The organism is Herbaspirillum rhizosphaerae, from assembly GCF_001189965.1.
Classification (GTDB): Bacteria; Pseudomonadota; Gammaproteobacteria; order Burkholderiales; family Burkholderiaceae_D; genus Herbaspirillum; species Herbaspirillum rhizosphaerae.
In genome coordinates this window covers 66,055-79,921 of the sequence record NZ_LFLU01000014.1, presented here as the reverse complement: position 1 = coordinate 79,921, position 13,867 = coordinate 66,055, and the positions used below count along the sequence as shown (strand labels likewise).

Sequence of the window (13,867 nt, the reverse complement as noted above, 5' to 3'; positions counted from 1 at the left end):
GCTTCTGAAACAATTCAGCGGCCATATAATTTCTTAGTTGAACGGCTTTCGGTTTTCACGAATTTTATTCACGCGCGGCGGATCGGGTTTCCGTCACAATGTGACGTAACCATCCACTTTGCCAATTTGTCATGACTCAATTAGATCAGTTTTTGCAGCGCGCCGAGGCTTTGCTGGAGCGCATCGAATCCATCCTGCCGCAATCGGCAGCCTCGGTGGAGTGGGACAAGGGTGTGGCGTTTCGCTGGCGCCGCCGTAATGGCAATGGCGCCGGCTATCTGCAATCGGTGGGACATATCTCGGCCATTTCGCTGGCTGACCTGCATAACATTGGGCCGCAAAAGGAACAGATCGATCAGAACACCAGGCAGTTCGTCGATGGCCGTCCTGCCAACAACGTGCTGCTGACCGGCGCGCGCGGCACCGGCAAGTCGTCGCTGATCAAGGCTTGTCTGAACCAGTATGCCGACCGCGGTTTGCGTCTGATCGAGGTGGACAAGGACGATCTGCATGATTTGCCGGACATCGTCGATCTGGTGTCAGCGCGTCCTGAGCGTTTCATTATCTTCTGCGACGACTTATCCTTCGAAGAAGGCGAGAGCGGCTACAAGGCGTTGAAAGTCGCGCTGGACGGCAGTATCGCGGCGCAATCGGACAACGTGCTGATCTATGCGACGTCCAACCGCCGCCATCTGATGCCGGAACGCATGTCGGATAACTCGACCTATACGCACACCGACGACGGCGACCTGCATCCGGGCGAGACCGTGGAAGAAAAGATTTCCCTGTCCGAGCGTTTCGGCTTGTGGGTGACGTTTTACCCATTTAAGCAAGACGATTATCTGGACATCGTGGCGCACTGGCTGCGTCACTTCGGCTGCGATGCGGCCCAAATTGAAGAAGCGCGCGGCGACGCCCTGCGCTGGGCGCTGCAGCGCAGCTCGCGCTCGGGGCGCGTGGCGTGGCAGTTCTCCAAGGATTACGCCGGAAAGCTGAAAGCTTAGAGCGTGTTATGGATTATTTCCACCCCCGCGTTCGGATGAAAAGGGATGCAGTGCAAGGCGCGGTGCGCCGCGCAGGGTGGTTCCCTGCGCAAGCGCCGCAACGCCGCAATGTGCCCTTTTCATCCGAACCCTCCGGGCAGCGCCGGGAACGGGTCGTCTGCGGCGTTGCTCCTTCGTGCCGTAGCACCGCTACGGCGTGTCGTCGCGCCTTGCATCCAACCCGTTCCCGGCACTGCGCGGGGGCGGAAATAATCCATAACACGCTCTTATGACTGTTGCATCCGAAACAACGGCGGCGCAGGTCGCAGCTCCCATCGATGTCGCCGTCGGCATCCTGATGAAGCCGAACGGCGATGTCTTGCTGGGCCAGCGCCCGGAAGGCAAGCCGTATGCGGGTTACTGGGAATTTCCGGGCGGCAAGGTCGAGGGCGGGGAGTCGATTCTGGAGGCGCTCAAGCGCGAGTTTCTGGAAGAGCTCGGTATCGAGGTGGTCTCGGCTGAGCCGTGGTGCGGCGTGCAGCATGTCTATCCGCACGCGCACGTGCGTTTGCATTTTTACATCAGCCGGGAATGGCGCGGCGAGCCGCAAAGTCTGGAAGGGCAGGCGTTTGCCTGGCAGGGCAGCGTCGACGTGGAGCCTTTGCTGCCGGCGACGATACCGCTGATTGAATGGATCGATAAGCTGCGGGACTGAGGAAGTTCGCCCGCCTGAAGTTCAGGCGGCAGACTTGGGCGCCAGGTTTATTGCATCGACGAGCTGTCGTCTTCCTGCTCCTGTGGCAGGTTGACGGCAGGGATCGCGTACTTCTCTTCGGCCCATGCGCCGAGATCGATTTGTTTGCAGCGTTCCGAGCAGAACGGACGGAATTTGTTCTTTTCAGTCCATTCCACCTTGGCGCCGCAAGTGGGGCAGTCGACGATTGTTGCCATTACATCTACCTCAAAAACCTTAAAAACCGCAAAGCGCCAGTTCGAACGGCACTTCACCTTCAAACGCCTTGGGTTTCATGTCGCCATCCTGCGAGGTGAATCTTACCCAAAGCATGTATTTGTTCGCTGAAATTTCCGGAATCGCGCCCAACTCTTCATCCAGCACCAGGCGCAGCATCTGGTAAATCTTCCCTTGCAGCATTTGCTGATAACTACCGCCGTCGGCGTTGATCTTGACTGCGTGGCCGGATTCGCGCAACAGGCGCATGACGATGGTGACGGCGTCGAACAGCGGCGCCAGCGGTGCAAACCAGTTCGAAATATCGTTGAAACGCTGCTCCGGCGTGCGTTGCTGCCAGGCGTAATAAGATGGCAAGTCGAATTCGCAGGCGCCGCCGGGAATGATGGTGCGGCCGCGGATGCTCATCAGCCACTCGTTTTCGCGGATGTTCTGCCCGGTCCGGCCCTGCGAGGCCGCCAGCGCGACGCAGGCGCGATCGACTTCGCCGAGGATCGCATTGAGCATGTCGGGTTCGACGTTGGGATTGGACTGATACGCCAGCAGGATTTGCTTCTGGCGTTCCAGTTCTTGCAGCAGATCGGATTTGAGGTCGGCGCGTCCTGCTACTTCGAGCATCTCGAAAATAGTAGAGAGGGCGACATGATGTTGCAGCGGGCTTTCCTGATGCAGGAAGAACACGAATTTCTCGTGCAGATCCTCCAACCGCAACAGCGTGCGAATACGCTCGTTGAAAGGGTATTCGTAAACGATCAAAGCTGCGTCCCTTTAAAGTTGAACCGGATTCGACAACGCGCTTTATGAATATGTCTTGAAATATCGAAGCGATACTGAAGATATTGCAGATATTGATAAAGCGCGTTTAATTTACGTGATTCTGACCCATGCAGCGGAAAATTACAAATGATCACCGTTATTTGTTTTTGCGAGCGACAGATAGCGTGCATGCAGTGCTGCAATTTGCGGCAGCAATGCGGCCGTATCGAGATTGTTTTCGATGATGTCGTCGGCGGCGGCGAGCCGTTCTGCGCGTGTCGCCTGGGCCGCCATGATGGCCTCGACCTGCGCGCGGGGCATGGCGTTGCGCTGCATGACGCGGCTGATCTGGATCTCTTCGCTGCAGTCGACCACGAGGATGCGCGAGGTGCGGTTGCGCCATTGTTGCGATTCCACCAGCAGCGGCACGACGAAGATCAGATAATCGCCGCGCGCTTCGGCGGCGGCGCGCGCGGTTTCGCTGCGGATCAGCGGATGCAGGATGGACTCCAGCTGTTTTCTGGCCTGCGCATCGGCAAAGACGTGAGCGCGCATTTTGGCGCGATCCATGGCGCCCCCGGCGGTGATGAAGTCGTCGCCGAATGCGCTGCGGATCGCCGCAATCGCCGCGCCGCCGGGCGCGCTCAGCTGATGGGCGATGGCGTCGGTATCGACGAGGGCGGCGCCCAGGTCGCCGAACAGGTTGGCGACGGTGGTTTTGCCGCTGCCGATGCCGCCGGTCAGGCCGATGGAAAAAGGGGAGGAGGTGTTGGTCATCGTGAAGCGATCATTGAAGCGTTCCGAAATACATGAACGATTTGCCATACAGCAGCATCAGCATACCCGCTATTGCCAGATACGGCCCGAAAGGCAGCGTCTGGTCAGCGGTTTTGCGTTTCATCAGCACCATGGCGATGCCTGCGGTGGCACCCATGCTGGACGCCAGCAGCAGGACAAGCGGCAATGCCTGCCAGCCCAGCCACGCGCCCAGCGCAGCCATCAGCTTGAAGTCGCCGTAGCCCATGCCTTCCTTGTTGGTGATGAGCTTGAATACCCAGTAAATTGCCCATAGAACAAGGTACCCGGCGGCTGCGCCAAGCACGGCGTCAGCCAGCGGCGTGAAGACGCCGTTCAGATTGACCAGCAGGCCCAGCCACAGCAGCGGCAACGTCAGGCTGTCGGGCAGCAATTGGGTTTGTGTATCGATGACGCTCAGCGCGATCAGAAAATAAGCGAATGCCAGACCTGCCAGGCCCGTCGTCCCCAGCCCGAAACGCCAGCCCAGCCAGGCCGACATGAGCGCGCTGAGAATTTCCACCAAAGGATAGCGCGGCGAGATCGCCGCCTCGCAGCGGGCGCAGCGGCCGCGCAGCAGCAGGTAGCCGAGCACGGGGACGTTGTATCCGGCGGCAACCGGTGCGGCGCAATGCGGGCATGCCGAGCGCGGCGTCAGCAGGTTGTAGCGATCGGTGTGGGGGGCGCTTTTGCCGGTTTCGTGCGCCAGGTAGTTGTCGGCTTCGCGCTGCATCATCTGCGGCAGGCGATGGATGACGACATTCAGAAAGCTGCCGATCAGCAGGCCGATGCCGGCTGCAACCAGCGCGGCCAGCGGGCTGGCGCCGCGATGCAGATCGGCAGATGTCAGCAGTTCCAGCAGCGAGTCCAGCATCAGATAACGGATCCCAGTTTGAAAATAGGCAGGTACATGGCAATGACCAGGCCGCCGATGACGACGCCCAGGACCACCATGATAAAGGGTTCCATGAGATTGGAGAGCGATGCGACCGCTTCCGTGACTTCCATGTCGTAGAAGTCGGCCACTTTGAGCAGCATCCGGTCGAGCGCGCCGGATTCTTCGCCGATGGCCACCATCTGCCCGACCATGTCGGGAAACAGCCGGGTGTGCTCAATCGCCGCCGTCAGGCTGGCGCCCCCGGCGACTTGTTGCCGGACGGCGGTCGTGGCGTCGGCATACACAGCGTTGCCGGCCGCCGCACCCACCGCCTGCAAGGCATCGATTAGCGGGATGCCGGCGCTGAACAAGGTGGCGAGCGTGCGGCTCCAGCGCGCAATGGTCGCGTGGCGCACGAGCTTGCCGAAAACCGGCAACCTGAGCAGAACGCGGTCGGTCCGCGCGCGCCAATCGGCGGAACGCCGCCAAAGGTGCAGAGTCCAGCCGATGCCGCCGCCTAGCAACGCCGCCAGCACCCACCAATATCGTGCCATGAAGTCGGACAGCGCGATCACGATGCGCGTCGGCAGCGGCAGTTCGGCGCCAAAGCTGCTGAACACGTCTTTGAAGGTCGGCACCACCCAGATCATGATGATGGAAGTCACCAGCAACGCCACCGTCACGATCGCGGCCGGATAGGTCAAAGCGGCTCGTACCTTGCTCCTGAGCGCCAGCGTTTTTTCCTGATAGTGAGCCAGACTGTCCAGCACCTCGTCCAGCAGGCCGGCTTGCTCGCCGGCGGCCACCAGATTGCTGAACAGCGCGTTGAAATAGCGCGGATGGCGGGCGAAAGCCTGGTTCAGGCTGGCGCCGCCTTCCACGTCGGCGCGCAGGGCATGGATCAGGCGCGCCAGCGCCGGATTGGCCTGGCTGCGTTCGACGATGCCGAAGGCCTGCAGCAGCGGCACACCGGCCTTGAGCATGGTCGCCAGCTGGCGCGTGAAGAGCGCCAGCTCCTTTGCGCCGATGCGGCGCTCGCGCTGTATGCGCTTCTTTCTGATGGACATCGCCCGGATGCCCTGGCGGCGCAGCATTGCGCTGACGACGGCCGTGCCGCCGGCGGGCATTTCGCCGCGCATGGTTCTGCCGCTGCGATCCTTGCCTTCCCAGGCATACAGCGTTTCGCGCGGTCGGGAGGAGGGCCGTTGCGGGGAGGTCGCCATGTTTCGTTTGCTCCTGGTGTCAAAGATTGGTGCAGGCGAGGATTTCTTCGAGGCTGGTGAGGCCTTCCCTGACCTTCTTCAGCCCGGCTTGCCGCAGGCTGAGCACGCCTTCCTTGCGCGCCTGCAGCTCAATGTCCAGCGTCGAGGCATGCGCCAGGATGAGCTGCTCGATGGCTGGGCTGACCGGCAGGACCTGGTAGACGCCGACGCGCCCTTTGTAGCCGCTGTTGCCGCAGCGCGGACAACCGGCAGCGCGATACAGCGGCCAGCCGCCTTGCGCGTCGGCTTCGTCGAAACCGGCCTCGCGCAGCGCGGCGACCGGCAGGTTGGCAGCCTGCTTGCAGCTGCACAGGCGGCGCACCAGCCGTTGCGCCGTGATCATGATCACCGAGGAGGCGATGTTGAAGGCCGGCACGCCCATGTTCATCAGCCGGGTCAGCGTCGACGGCGCATCGTTGGTATGCAGCGTGGAAAACACCAGATGGCCGGTCTGCGCAGCCTTGACGGCGATGTCCGCGGTTTCCAGGTCGCGGATCTCGCCGACCATGACTATGTCCGGATCCTGGCGCAGGAAGGCGCGCAGGGCTACCGGAAACGTCAGCCCGGCGCGCTCGTTGACGTTGACCTGATTGATGCCGGGCAGGTTGATTTCGGCGGGGTCTTCAACGGTGGAGATATTCGTGCCGGGCTGGTTCAGCAGGTTCAGGCAGGCATACAGCGACACCGTCTTGCCGGCACCGGTCGGACCGGTCATGAGCACCATGCCGTAAGGGCGGCGGATGGCTTGCAGCAGCAATGCTTTCTGCGCCGCATCGTAGCCAAGCGTATCGATGTTCATCTGCGCCTGGCCGGCGTCGAGGATGCGCATGACGATTTTTTCGCCGAACAGGGTCGGCAGGGTCGAGACGCGGAAGTCGATGGCGCGTGTCTTGGTCAGCGCCAGTTTCATGCGGCCGTCCTGCGGCACGCGTTTCTCCGCGATGTCGAGGTTGGCGAGAATCTTGATGCGTGACGACAGCCGGTCTTTCATCGACAGCGGCGGTTCGAGGATGTCGCGCAACTGGCCGTCGATGCGAAAGCGAATGCGATAGAACTGCTCGAACGGTTCGAAATGCAGGTCGGAGGCGCCGAGGTTGATGGCGTCGAGCAGGATCTTTTGCAGATAGTGGACGACGGGCGTGTCGTCAATGTCGGGGCTGGCGGAGAGAGGGGACTGAGCCGGTGGTGTGGTGTATGGGGACATGGCCGGGGCGGAGGCGCTGCGGGCCATGGGGATGCGTCGGCGTCAGGCTGGCCCGCCCATGTCGGAGCGCTTCCTTGAATGTGTGAAGTTCAACGGACTTCTCAGCGAGTTGCGAAAGAAGTGGAAGCGCTTGATCATGCAGACGGGCAACGTTCTTGTATATCGTTATTGTTCGGCTTTCGCCGTTTTCATGCCTTTCGGCACGATCAGTTTGACCACCTTGATGGCCTGGTTCTGCACCTGGATGATTTCAATGATGCAGCCGGCGATCTTGACCGAGACATTGGCTTCCGGGATGTCGCGCAGCCATTCCAGCAGCAGGCCGTTGAGCGTCTTGGGGCCGTCCAGCGGCAGGCTCAGGCCGAGGCGTTTGTTGATGTCGCGCAAGGTGGTGGCGCCTTCCAGCAGGCATTCGCCGTCCTGGTTCCAGCTGAAGCTGTCGGCGCGCGCCGCGCCGGGAACGGAGGTGGTGAACTCTCCGATCATTTCTTCGATGATGTCTTCCAGTGTCACCAGGCCCTGCACTTCGCCGTACTCGTCGACGATGATGCCCAGGCGCTCGTGGTTTTCCTGGAAGTATTGCAATTGCGTGAAGACGTCGGTGTCCTGGGGGATGAAGTAGGGCGCGCTCAGCAGCGGACGGATGTCTTCGCTGGAAATCTCTTCGTCCTGGCCGAACAGCGTGATGGCTTTGCGCACGTGCAGGATGCCGACGATCTGGTTGATTTCGCCTTCGTACACCGGCAGCTTGTTGTGATAGCAGGTGGCGAGCTGGTGGCGGATCTCTTCGATGGAGACCGACAGGTTCAGCGCTTCGACCTGGGCGCGCGGGGTCATCACGTCTTCCACCGAGATTTTTTCCAGATCGAACAGGTTGAGCAGGATACTCTTGTGCTTTTGCGGGATGAAGTTGCCGCCTTCCAGCACGATGGAGCGCAACTCCTCCGGCGACAGGCGCTGGTCGTGGGAGCGGCCGCTGGCCTTGATGTGCATGATGCGCAGAATCGACGACACGATGATGTTGACCACCCACAGCAAGGGCTTGGCCAGCGCCATCAGCGGCTTGAGGACGTAGCTGGTGAACAGCGAGATGCGTTCCGGAAAGGTGGCGCCGATGATCTTCGGCACGATTTCCGCAAAAATGATCAGCAGGCCGGCCACGCAGGCGGTGGCGATGGTGATGACCTTTTCATGGTTGCCGAAAGCGGCAATCGCCAGCGCCGTGACCAGCGCCGTCGCCAGCGCATTGATCAGGGTATTGGCGATCAGGATCAGCGACAGCAGTTTGTCGGTGCGTTCAAGCAGCCAGAGAATGGTGATCGCACGCCTGTTGCCGTGCTTGGCTAAATGCCTGAGGCGATGCCGGTTGGCAGCCATCAGGGCGGTCTCGGTCATGGAAAAGAAAGCCGAGCAAAGAATCAGAAGTGCCAGTGCAAGAATTTGCACCCATATGGGCACGGTATCCAAAGGGTCACCGTAAGGTAGTTGATATGATTTTCGCTTTCACCGGCAAAAGATGCCGACTTCCGGCCTGTCTGCGCAGGCGTCGAACAGCGAGCGGCAGAGTTTAGCACTTCTGCCTGAAACCAGCTAGCCGCGGCGGCGGACGATTTGGCATTTGCGCGACGCGAAAATGCCGTTCATCCGGGGCAAGCATTCAGGCCGCAGGTGTCCGCGCCGGCGCCGTGGGCGCCACGACCTCGATCAGGCCGGTATCGACGTCGTAGACCAGGCCGGTGATCTGGAGATCGTCGGCAAAGTCCGGGTTGGCTTTCAGGGCGGCGACGTCCATGGCGACGGAGGCGTAGGGATCCGTGATCGCCAGCGCATCCAGCGCTTTTCCTTCGGTTACGCCCATATGCTGCGCCAGCAAAGCCGGGGCATGGCGATAGCAACCGGCGATGCCGCATTTGGTGTGGTGCAGAACGACGAAATTCCAGCCGCTGCCGATCGGCTCGCCGCCCGCCTTCGACACCGTGCGCAGCAGGGACATGGTTTCCAGCAGCGAGGGATTGACGCGTCCGCCCACGTTGCGGATGACGGCGGCTTCTCCCGCTTGCAGCTGGAGCACGTCCATGGGATCGACGCGAGGATCGACGCAGCCCAGTATCAAGGTGCGGCGGGAGGGCAGGATTTTCATGCCTGCTGAAAAAGCGGTCGTCGCAAATTCGGCGTTGCGCTGGATGAGGGTTTCAATAAAGTCCATGATGGATATGCTTTCCTTGAAGTTGGCAGACTGAATGTGTTGAATCGTGAAACTGAATTCAGTATTGCCTGGCTCGGGAAGCCGCGGTAGCCGGTGATTTTGTCTAAGACTTATGCTGTTGCAGCATTAGCGCTGTTGGAATTCGTCCCGCGCAAATTCTGTTTCAATGAATTCGACAAAACTGCGCGCCGCCATGCGCGTGGCCCGGCCCAGGGGGAAATAGGCGTGCACCGGCAAATCCACCATTTGCCAGTCGGACAGCAAGGGCGTCAATGCGCCGTTGCTGACGTCCATGCGGCAAGCCCAGGACGTGGTGGAGATGATGCCCAGGCCGGCGATTGCCGCCGCCAGTGCGCCGGCCGTGTCGTTCACCGATACGTGCGGCTGTACGTCGATGGATTCTCGCTTGCCGTGCTGTTCGAATTGCCAGGAAGTGGCGTGCGCGCCGGCGGGGCCGCCGACAATGCGGTGCTGCAGGATGTCGGTCGGGTGACGCGGCGTGCCGTGACGTTCAAGGTAGCCGGGCGAAGCGGCGATCACGCGTTGCATGGTGCCGATGAGCCGGGCGGTGCCGGGCAAATCGGACAGCGGGCCGACGCGAATGCCGACGTCTACCGCCTCCCGGACCATGTCCTGGCGCTTGTCGTCCAGCATGACTTCGATCTGCAGTTTGGGGTGGCGTTCGGTAAATGCCGCCAGGCGCGGCAGGATGACGCGTATGGCCAGCGTGGAAGGCATGGCCACGCGCAGCGTTCCGCGCAGTTCGCCGGCCTCGCGGATGCTGTTTTCCGCGTCTTCGATAGAGGCCAGAATGGATTCGATGCGGGACAGGAATTCCGTCCCCGCTTCCGTGGGCGTGACGGCGCGTGTGGTGCGGGCAAGCAGACGCGTGCCGAGGCTGGCTTCGAGCTCGGCGATCATGCGCGACACTTGCGACTGCGCCAGGCCGCATTCGCGCGCGGCGGCGGAAAAGCTGCCCAGTCGCGCTACGCGGGAGTACAGCTTGTAGGTCTGGACGTCGGTCACGTTTTCCCCTGAAGCGCCGATTAATGCTGCCGGATCATGAATCCTAGCACGCCTTGCCTGGAAGGCCGGCGGTGGATGAGGGCCGGAGGGGCGGTGGCGGGTGGAGGCGTCGCCGCTGCTTTTCAGGCGAAAAAGGGCGGAAATGACAAAGCCCCGTTAGCAGGGGCTTTGTTGTTCCATATCACGACGGAATTTTTGGTCGGGGTGAGAGGATTCGAACCTCCGGCCTCTACGTCCCGAACGTAGCGCTCTACCGGGCTAAGCTACACCCCGACTGTCCGCATCGTTAATTGTATTAATGATTACGGTCCACCGCGAAAGCGGATAATTCTAGCAAAGAATCTTTGTACTTGCTATCCGGCAGCGAGGCAATTGCATCGCTTGCGCGGCGGCTTGCTTTTTGCGCTTCCTGGCGCGTGTAATCCAGTGCGCCCGAGTTGGTAATGGCGGCAAGAATCTGATCGAAATGCTGCTCGTCGCCATTCTCGATACAGCTGCGCACCAGCTCGCGTTGTTCCGGCGTGCCGTTCTCCATCAGATAGATCAGCGGCAGGGTCGGTTTGCCTTCGCGCAAGTCGTCGCCGACGTTCTTGCCGATTTCGGCAGCGTTGCCGGAATAGTCCAGCACGTCGTCGATCAACTGGAACGCGGTGCCCAGCGAGCGGCCATATTCGCCGGCCGCTTCGATGCCGGCTTCGTCGGCGCCGGCGATCAGCGCGCCCAGTTGCGCCGCGGCTTCGAACAGCTTGGCGGTCTTGGAGCGGATCACGCGCAGGTAATCGGCTTCGTTCACGTCCGGGTTGTGCATGTTGAGCAACTGCAGCACTTCGCCCTCGGCGATCACGTTGGTGGCGTCGGCTACGATTTGCATCACGCGGGCGTTGCCGACCGTAACCATCATCTGAAAGGCGCGCGAGTACAGGAAGTCGCCCACCAGCACCGAAGCGGCGTTGCCGAACAGCGCGTTGGCGGTTTGCTTGCCGCGGCGCAACGACGATTCATCCACCACGTCGTCGTGCAGCAGCGTCGCGGTGTGGATGAATTCGATCACCGCCGCCAGCGCGTGGTGCGCATTGCCCTGATAAGAGTAAGCATTGGCGATGAGCAACACCAGCACTGGCCGGATGCGCTTGCCGCCGGCGCTGATGATGTATTCGGCAACCTGGTTCACCAGCGGGACTTCGGAATAAAGTTGCTGGCGAATAACGGTATTGACCGCGCCCATGTCGGCAGCTATCGGGTCAATGAAGGAATTTGGCGTAGCGGATTGGAGAGCGGCGGACAAGGCTGAACCTGTGAAAAATCAAGATTGTCGTGATTATACGATGACAAGCGTGAAGGTAAGTGCGCCGGCGTATGTATTGGTTTGCGGTTTCGGCGCGCGAAATTGCCGTATTGCTATTTTCTTCCGGTGTTGCGCGGGAATGTCAAGACCTTTTGACGTGCGGGCTAAGTCTATGTATAATTGGAGGTTTTCCCGATTCGAAAGCCGCTTTTCATAGGGCCGTCGCCGGGGAGAAAAAGAAAATTTTTTCATTCATTCGATGAGGTTTCACATGTACGCGGTCATAAAAACCGGCGGCAAACAATACAAAGTTGCTGCTGGTGAAAAACTTAAAGTAGAACAGATACCGGCAGACATTGGCTCCCAAATCACTTTGGATCAAGTGCTCGCAGTGGGCGCAGGCGATACCGTTAAATTCGGTGCGCCTTTGGTCGAGGGTGCAACGGTGCTGGTTACTGTCATAGCGCAGGGTCGCCACGACAAGGTCAAGATCTTCAAAATGCGTCGTCGTAAGCATTATCAGAAGCGTCAAGGCCATCGCCAGAACTACACCGAACTGCAAATCGTCTCGATCAACGCTTAATAGCGCAGGTCAAACTAGATACAAGGAGTCATTAAATGGCACATAAAAAAGGCGGCGGCACTACGCGCAACGGCCGTGATTCAGAGTCGAAACGACTCGGCGTCAAGGTCTATGGCGGTCAAGCGATCAACGCTGGCGGCATCATCATTCGTCAACGCGGCACCAAGGTTCATCCTGGTGAAAACGTCGGCATGGGCAAGGACCACACTCTGTTTGCATTGACAGAAGGTAAAGTCCAGTTCGTGATCAAGGGCGTTGCGAAGCGTCAGTACGTTACTGTTGTTGCTGCAGCTGCAGCAGCTTAAGTTGTAAACTGGGTTTTATAACCCGGTTTCGACTTGAGTCCTGCACATCAGTGACTACATAAGGTACATGCGGTACATAGGGCGCAAGCCTTAGCAAAAGTTGTTTAAGGCTCTGCCTCTGGTGGAGCCTTTTTTAGTTTTAAGCTTGTCTGTTTTGTATTCATCCTGCAGCGCGCAGGGCCTCCGTTCGGGTCATCTTTGTGACCGGCGGCACGGCTGACGCGGCTGTACTTGTAGCTTCAGGAATCTCTGCCTAAGCTACCCGTGTTCCGATCTCGTGGCCCCTTATTGGTAATTGAGGCGCCACCGCCGTTCGGGCACTGTCTCCGGCGACCGGTCTTCATTGATGCTTACCGCTTGCCAGGTTATTTAAGCAGAGCTTCTTATTTTTTAAGTTAGCGGTAACAATCATGAAGTTTATCGACGAAGCAAAGATCGAACTGATCGCAGGCGATGGCGGCAACGGCGTCGCCAGTTTTTGCCGTGAAAAATTCCGCCCGTTCGGCGGCCCTGACGGCGGCGACGGCGGCAAGGGCGGCAGTATCTGGGCCGTGGGCGACCGTAACGTCAACACCCTGATCGACTATCGTTATTCCAAGCTGCACAAGGCGCGCAATGGCGAAAACGGCCGAGGCTCCGATTGCTACGGCAAAGGCGCCGACGATATTTTCCTGCGCATGCCGGTGGGCACCCTGATCGTGGACAACGTCACCGGCGAACATATCGCCGACCTGACCGAGCACGAACAGGTCGTGCTGCTGGCTCAAGGCGGCGAAGGCGGCTGGGGCAACATCCATTTCAAGACGTCCACCAACCGCGCCCCGCGTCAAAAGACCGAAGGCAAGGAAGGCCAGCGCCGCGAACTGAAACTGGAATTGAAAGTGCTGGCTGACGTCGGTCTGCTGGGCATGCCGAATGCCGGCAAGTCGACCTTCATTTCCGCCGTCTCGAACGCGCGTCCGAAGATCGCCGACTATCCGTTTACCACCTTGCACCCGAATCTGGGCGTGGTGCGTGTGAGCCATGAAAAAAGCTTCGTCATCGCCGACATTCCGGGTCTGATCGAAGGCGCCGCCGACGGCGCCGGTCTGGGCGTGCAGTTCCTGCGCCACTTGCAGCGCACCGGTTTGCTGCTGCACATCGTTGACCTGGCGCCGTTCGAAGACACCGTCGATCCGGTCAAGGAAGCCAAGGCCATTGTCAAGGAATTGCAAAAGTACGACGACTCCCTGTTCGAGAAGCCGCGCTGGCTGGTGCTCAACAAGCTCGACGTCGTGCCGGAAGCCGAGCGCGCCAAACGCGTCAAGGATTTCGTCAAGCGTTTCGGCTGGAAGGGCCCGGTATTCGAAATTTCCGCGCTGACCCGCGAAGGTTGCGAAGACCTGATCACGGAAATCTACGGCTATCTGGAAACCAAGCGCAATCAGGAACACCGCGCCGAAGAAACCCAGATGACCGAAGAAGCCCGCGGCATTTCTTCCATCGATCCGGATGATCCGCGCTTCAAGGTTCTCGACTGATCTATCCGGCAGTAAATCGTTTACTATCTTGTTCTCGATACATGTCCGTCGACACCATCGGTGCGGCGGACATTTGAATTTTCCGGCCCGGTTCA

At 59.9% G+C, this 13,867-nt stretch carries 14 protein-coding genes, 1 tRNA gene and 1 pseudogene; 5 read left to right on the top strand and 11 right to left on the bottom strand.

Annotation, left to right across the window (positions count from 1 at the left end; translation table 11 throughout):
• Positions 1-131 precede the first annotated feature (131 nt).
• Together AKL25_RS17740 and AKL25_RS17735 are read left to right on the top strand one after the other, a co-directional pair.
• Entirely contained in the window at positions 132-1,004 is an 873-nt protein-coding gene (locus AKL25_RS17740; RefSeq protein ID WP_050479036.1) for an ATP-binding protein, read from the top strand.
• Positions 1,005-1,272: 268 nt separating this feature from the next.
• A complete protein-coding gene (locus AKL25_RS17735; RefSeq protein WP_050479035.1) occupies positions 1,273-1,698 on the top strand; it encodes an NUDIX domain-containing protein in 426 nt (141 codons plus the stop codon).
• Positions 1,699-1,745: 47 nt separating this feature from the next.
• Here AKL25_RS17735 and yacG read toward each other — a convergent pair whose 3' ends face one another.
• The 11 genes and pseudogenes from yacG to ispB all read right to left on the bottom strand — a co-directional run bounded on the left by yacG (position 1,746) and on the right by ispB (position 11,364).
• Positions 1,746-1,934: a DNA gyrase inhibitor YacG gene (gene yacG, locus AKL25_RS17730; protein ID WP_050479034.1), complete on the bottom strand. Its 189-nt coding sequence runs from the start codon at positions 1,932-1,934 to the stop codon at positions 1,746-1,748.
• Positions 1,935-1,953: 19 nt separating this feature from the next.
• Positions 1,954-2,709 (bottom strand): cell division protein ZapD, encoded by a 756-nt coding sequence (zapD, locus tag AKL25_RS17725; RefSeq protein ID WP_050479033.1) that lies wholly within the window; start codon positions 2,707-2,709, stop codon positions 1,954-1,956.
• Between the two features lie 141 nt (positions 2,710-2,850).
• A complete protein-coding gene (gene coaE / locus AKL25_RS17720) occupies positions 2,851-3,486 on the bottom strand; it encodes a dephospho-CoA kinase (RefSeq protein ID WP_050479032.1) in 636 nt (211 codons plus the stop codon).
• A gap of 10 nt (positions 3,487-3,496) precedes the next feature.
• On the bottom strand, positions 3,497-4,378 hold the full coding sequence (locus AKL25_RS17715; RefSeq protein ID WP_050479031.1) for a prepilin peptidase: 882 nt from the start codon (positions 4,376-4,378) through the stop codon (positions 3,497-3,499).
• Positions 4,378-5,604 carry a type II secretion system F family protein gene (locus tag AKL25_RS17710; RefSeq protein WP_050479030.1) on the bottom strand — a complete coding sequence of 409 codons (1,227 nt, stop codon included), beginning with the start codon at positions 5,602-5,604 and terminating at the stop codon, positions 4,378-4,380. The genes AKL25_RS17715 and AKL25_RS17710 overlap by 1 nt, the downstream gene beginning before the upstream one ends.
• Positions 5,605-5,623: 19 nt before the next feature.
• Positions 5,624-6,808: pseudogene (locus AKL25_RS17705) on the bottom strand (ATPase, T2SS/T4P/T4SS family); the annotation flags it as partial.
• Between the two features lie 204 nt (positions 6,809-7,012).
• On the bottom strand, positions 7,013-8,314 hold the full coding sequence (locus AKL25_RS17700) for an HlyC/CorC family transporter (protein WP_050479029.1): 1,302 nt from the start codon (positions 8,312-8,314) through the stop codon (positions 7,013-7,015).
• Between the two features lie 190 nt (positions 8,315-8,504).
• Entirely contained in the window at positions 8,505-9,053 is a 549-nt protein-coding gene (locus AKL25_RS17695) for a carbonic anhydrase (RefSeq protein ID WP_050479028.1), read from the bottom strand.
• Positions 9,054-9,179: 126 nt separating this feature from the next.
• Positions 9,180-10,079, bottom strand: a complete 900-nt coding sequence (locus tag AKL25_RS17690) for a LysR family transcriptional regulator (protein WP_050479027.1) — start codon at positions 10,077-10,079, stop codon at positions 9,180-9,182.
• A 196-nt stretch (positions 10,080-10,275) separates the two neighbouring features.
• Positions 10,276-10,352 (bottom strand) — tRNA-Pro (locus AKL25_RS17685).
• A gap of 22 nt (positions 10,353-10,374) precedes the next feature.
• Positions 10,375-11,364 (bottom strand): octaprenyl diphosphate synthase, encoded by a 990-nt coding sequence (ispB, locus tag AKL25_RS17680; RefSeq protein ID WP_050479026.1) that lies wholly within the window; start codon positions 11,362-11,364, stop codon positions 10,375-10,377.
• A 271-nt stretch (positions 11,365-11,635) separates the two neighbouring features.
• Here ispB and rplU point away from each other — a divergent pair, with 271 nt between their 5' ends.
• The 3 genes from rplU (at position 11,636) to cgtA (ending at position 13,772) form a co-directional block, all read left to right on the top strand.
• Positions 11,636-11,947 carry a 50S ribosomal protein L21 gene (gene rplU, locus AKL25_RS17675; RefSeq protein WP_007878066.1) on the top strand — a complete coding sequence of 104 codons (312 nt, stop codon included), beginning with the start codon at positions 11,636-11,638 and terminating at the stop codon, positions 11,945-11,947.
• A 35-nt stretch (positions 11,948-11,982) separates the two neighbouring features.
• Positions 11,983-12,252, top strand: a complete 270-nt coding sequence (rpmA, locus tag AKL25_RS17670; RefSeq protein ID WP_050479025.1) for a 50S ribosomal protein L27 — start codon at positions 11,983-11,985, stop codon at positions 12,250-12,252.
• Between the two features lie 410 nt (positions 12,253-12,662).
• Positions 12,663-13,772 carry an Obg family GTPase CgtA gene (gene cgtA, locus AKL25_RS17665; protein WP_050479024.1) on the top strand — a complete coding sequence of 370 codons (1,110 nt, stop codon included), beginning with the start codon at positions 12,663-12,665 and terminating at the stop codon, positions 13,770-13,772.
• The last annotated feature ends 95 nt before the right edge of the window (positions 13,773-13,867 follow it).

Excerpts from the sequence above, each read along its gene's own strand:
- AKL25_RS17740 (WP_050479036.1), top strand. The coding sequence starts at position 132 with ATGACTCAATTAGATCAGTTTTTGCAGCGCGCCGAGGCTTTGCTGGAG.
- rpmA (WP_050479025.1), top strand. The coding sequence starts at position 11,983 with ATGGCACATAAAAAAGGCGGCGGCACTACGCGCAACGGCCGTGATTCA.
- yacG (WP_050479034.1), bottom strand. The coding sequence starts at position 1,934 with ATGGCAACAATCGTCGACTGCCCCACTTGCGGCGCCAAGGTGGAATGG.
- AKL25_RS17735 (WP_050479035.1), top strand. The coding sequence starts at position 1,273 with ATGACTGTTGCATCCGAAACAACGGCGGCGCAGGTCGCAGCTCCCATC.
- coaE (WP_050479032.1), bottom strand. The coding sequence starts at position 3,486 with ATGACCAACACCTCCTCCCCTTTTTCCATCGGCCTGACCGGCGGCATC.
- AKL25_RS17710 (WP_050479030.1), bottom strand. The coding sequence starts at position 5,604 with ATGGCGACCTCCCCGCAACGGCCCTCCTCCCGACCGCGCGAAACGCTG.
- AKL25_RS17695 (WP_050479028.1), bottom strand. The coding sequence starts at position 9,053 with ATGGACTTTATTGAAACCCTCATCCAGCGCAACGCCGAATTTGCGACG.
- cgtA (WP_050479024.1), top strand. The coding sequence starts at position 12,663 with ATGAAGTTTATCGACGAAGCAAAGATCGAACTGATCGCAGGCGATGGC.
- AKL25_RS17715 (WP_050479031.1), bottom strand. The coding sequence starts at position 4,378 with ATGCTGGACTCGCTGCTGGAACTGCTGACATCTGCCGATCTGCATCGC.
- rplU (WP_007878066.1), top strand. The coding sequence starts at position 11,636 with ATGTACGCGGTCATAAAAACCGGCGGCAAACAATACAAAGTTGCTGCT.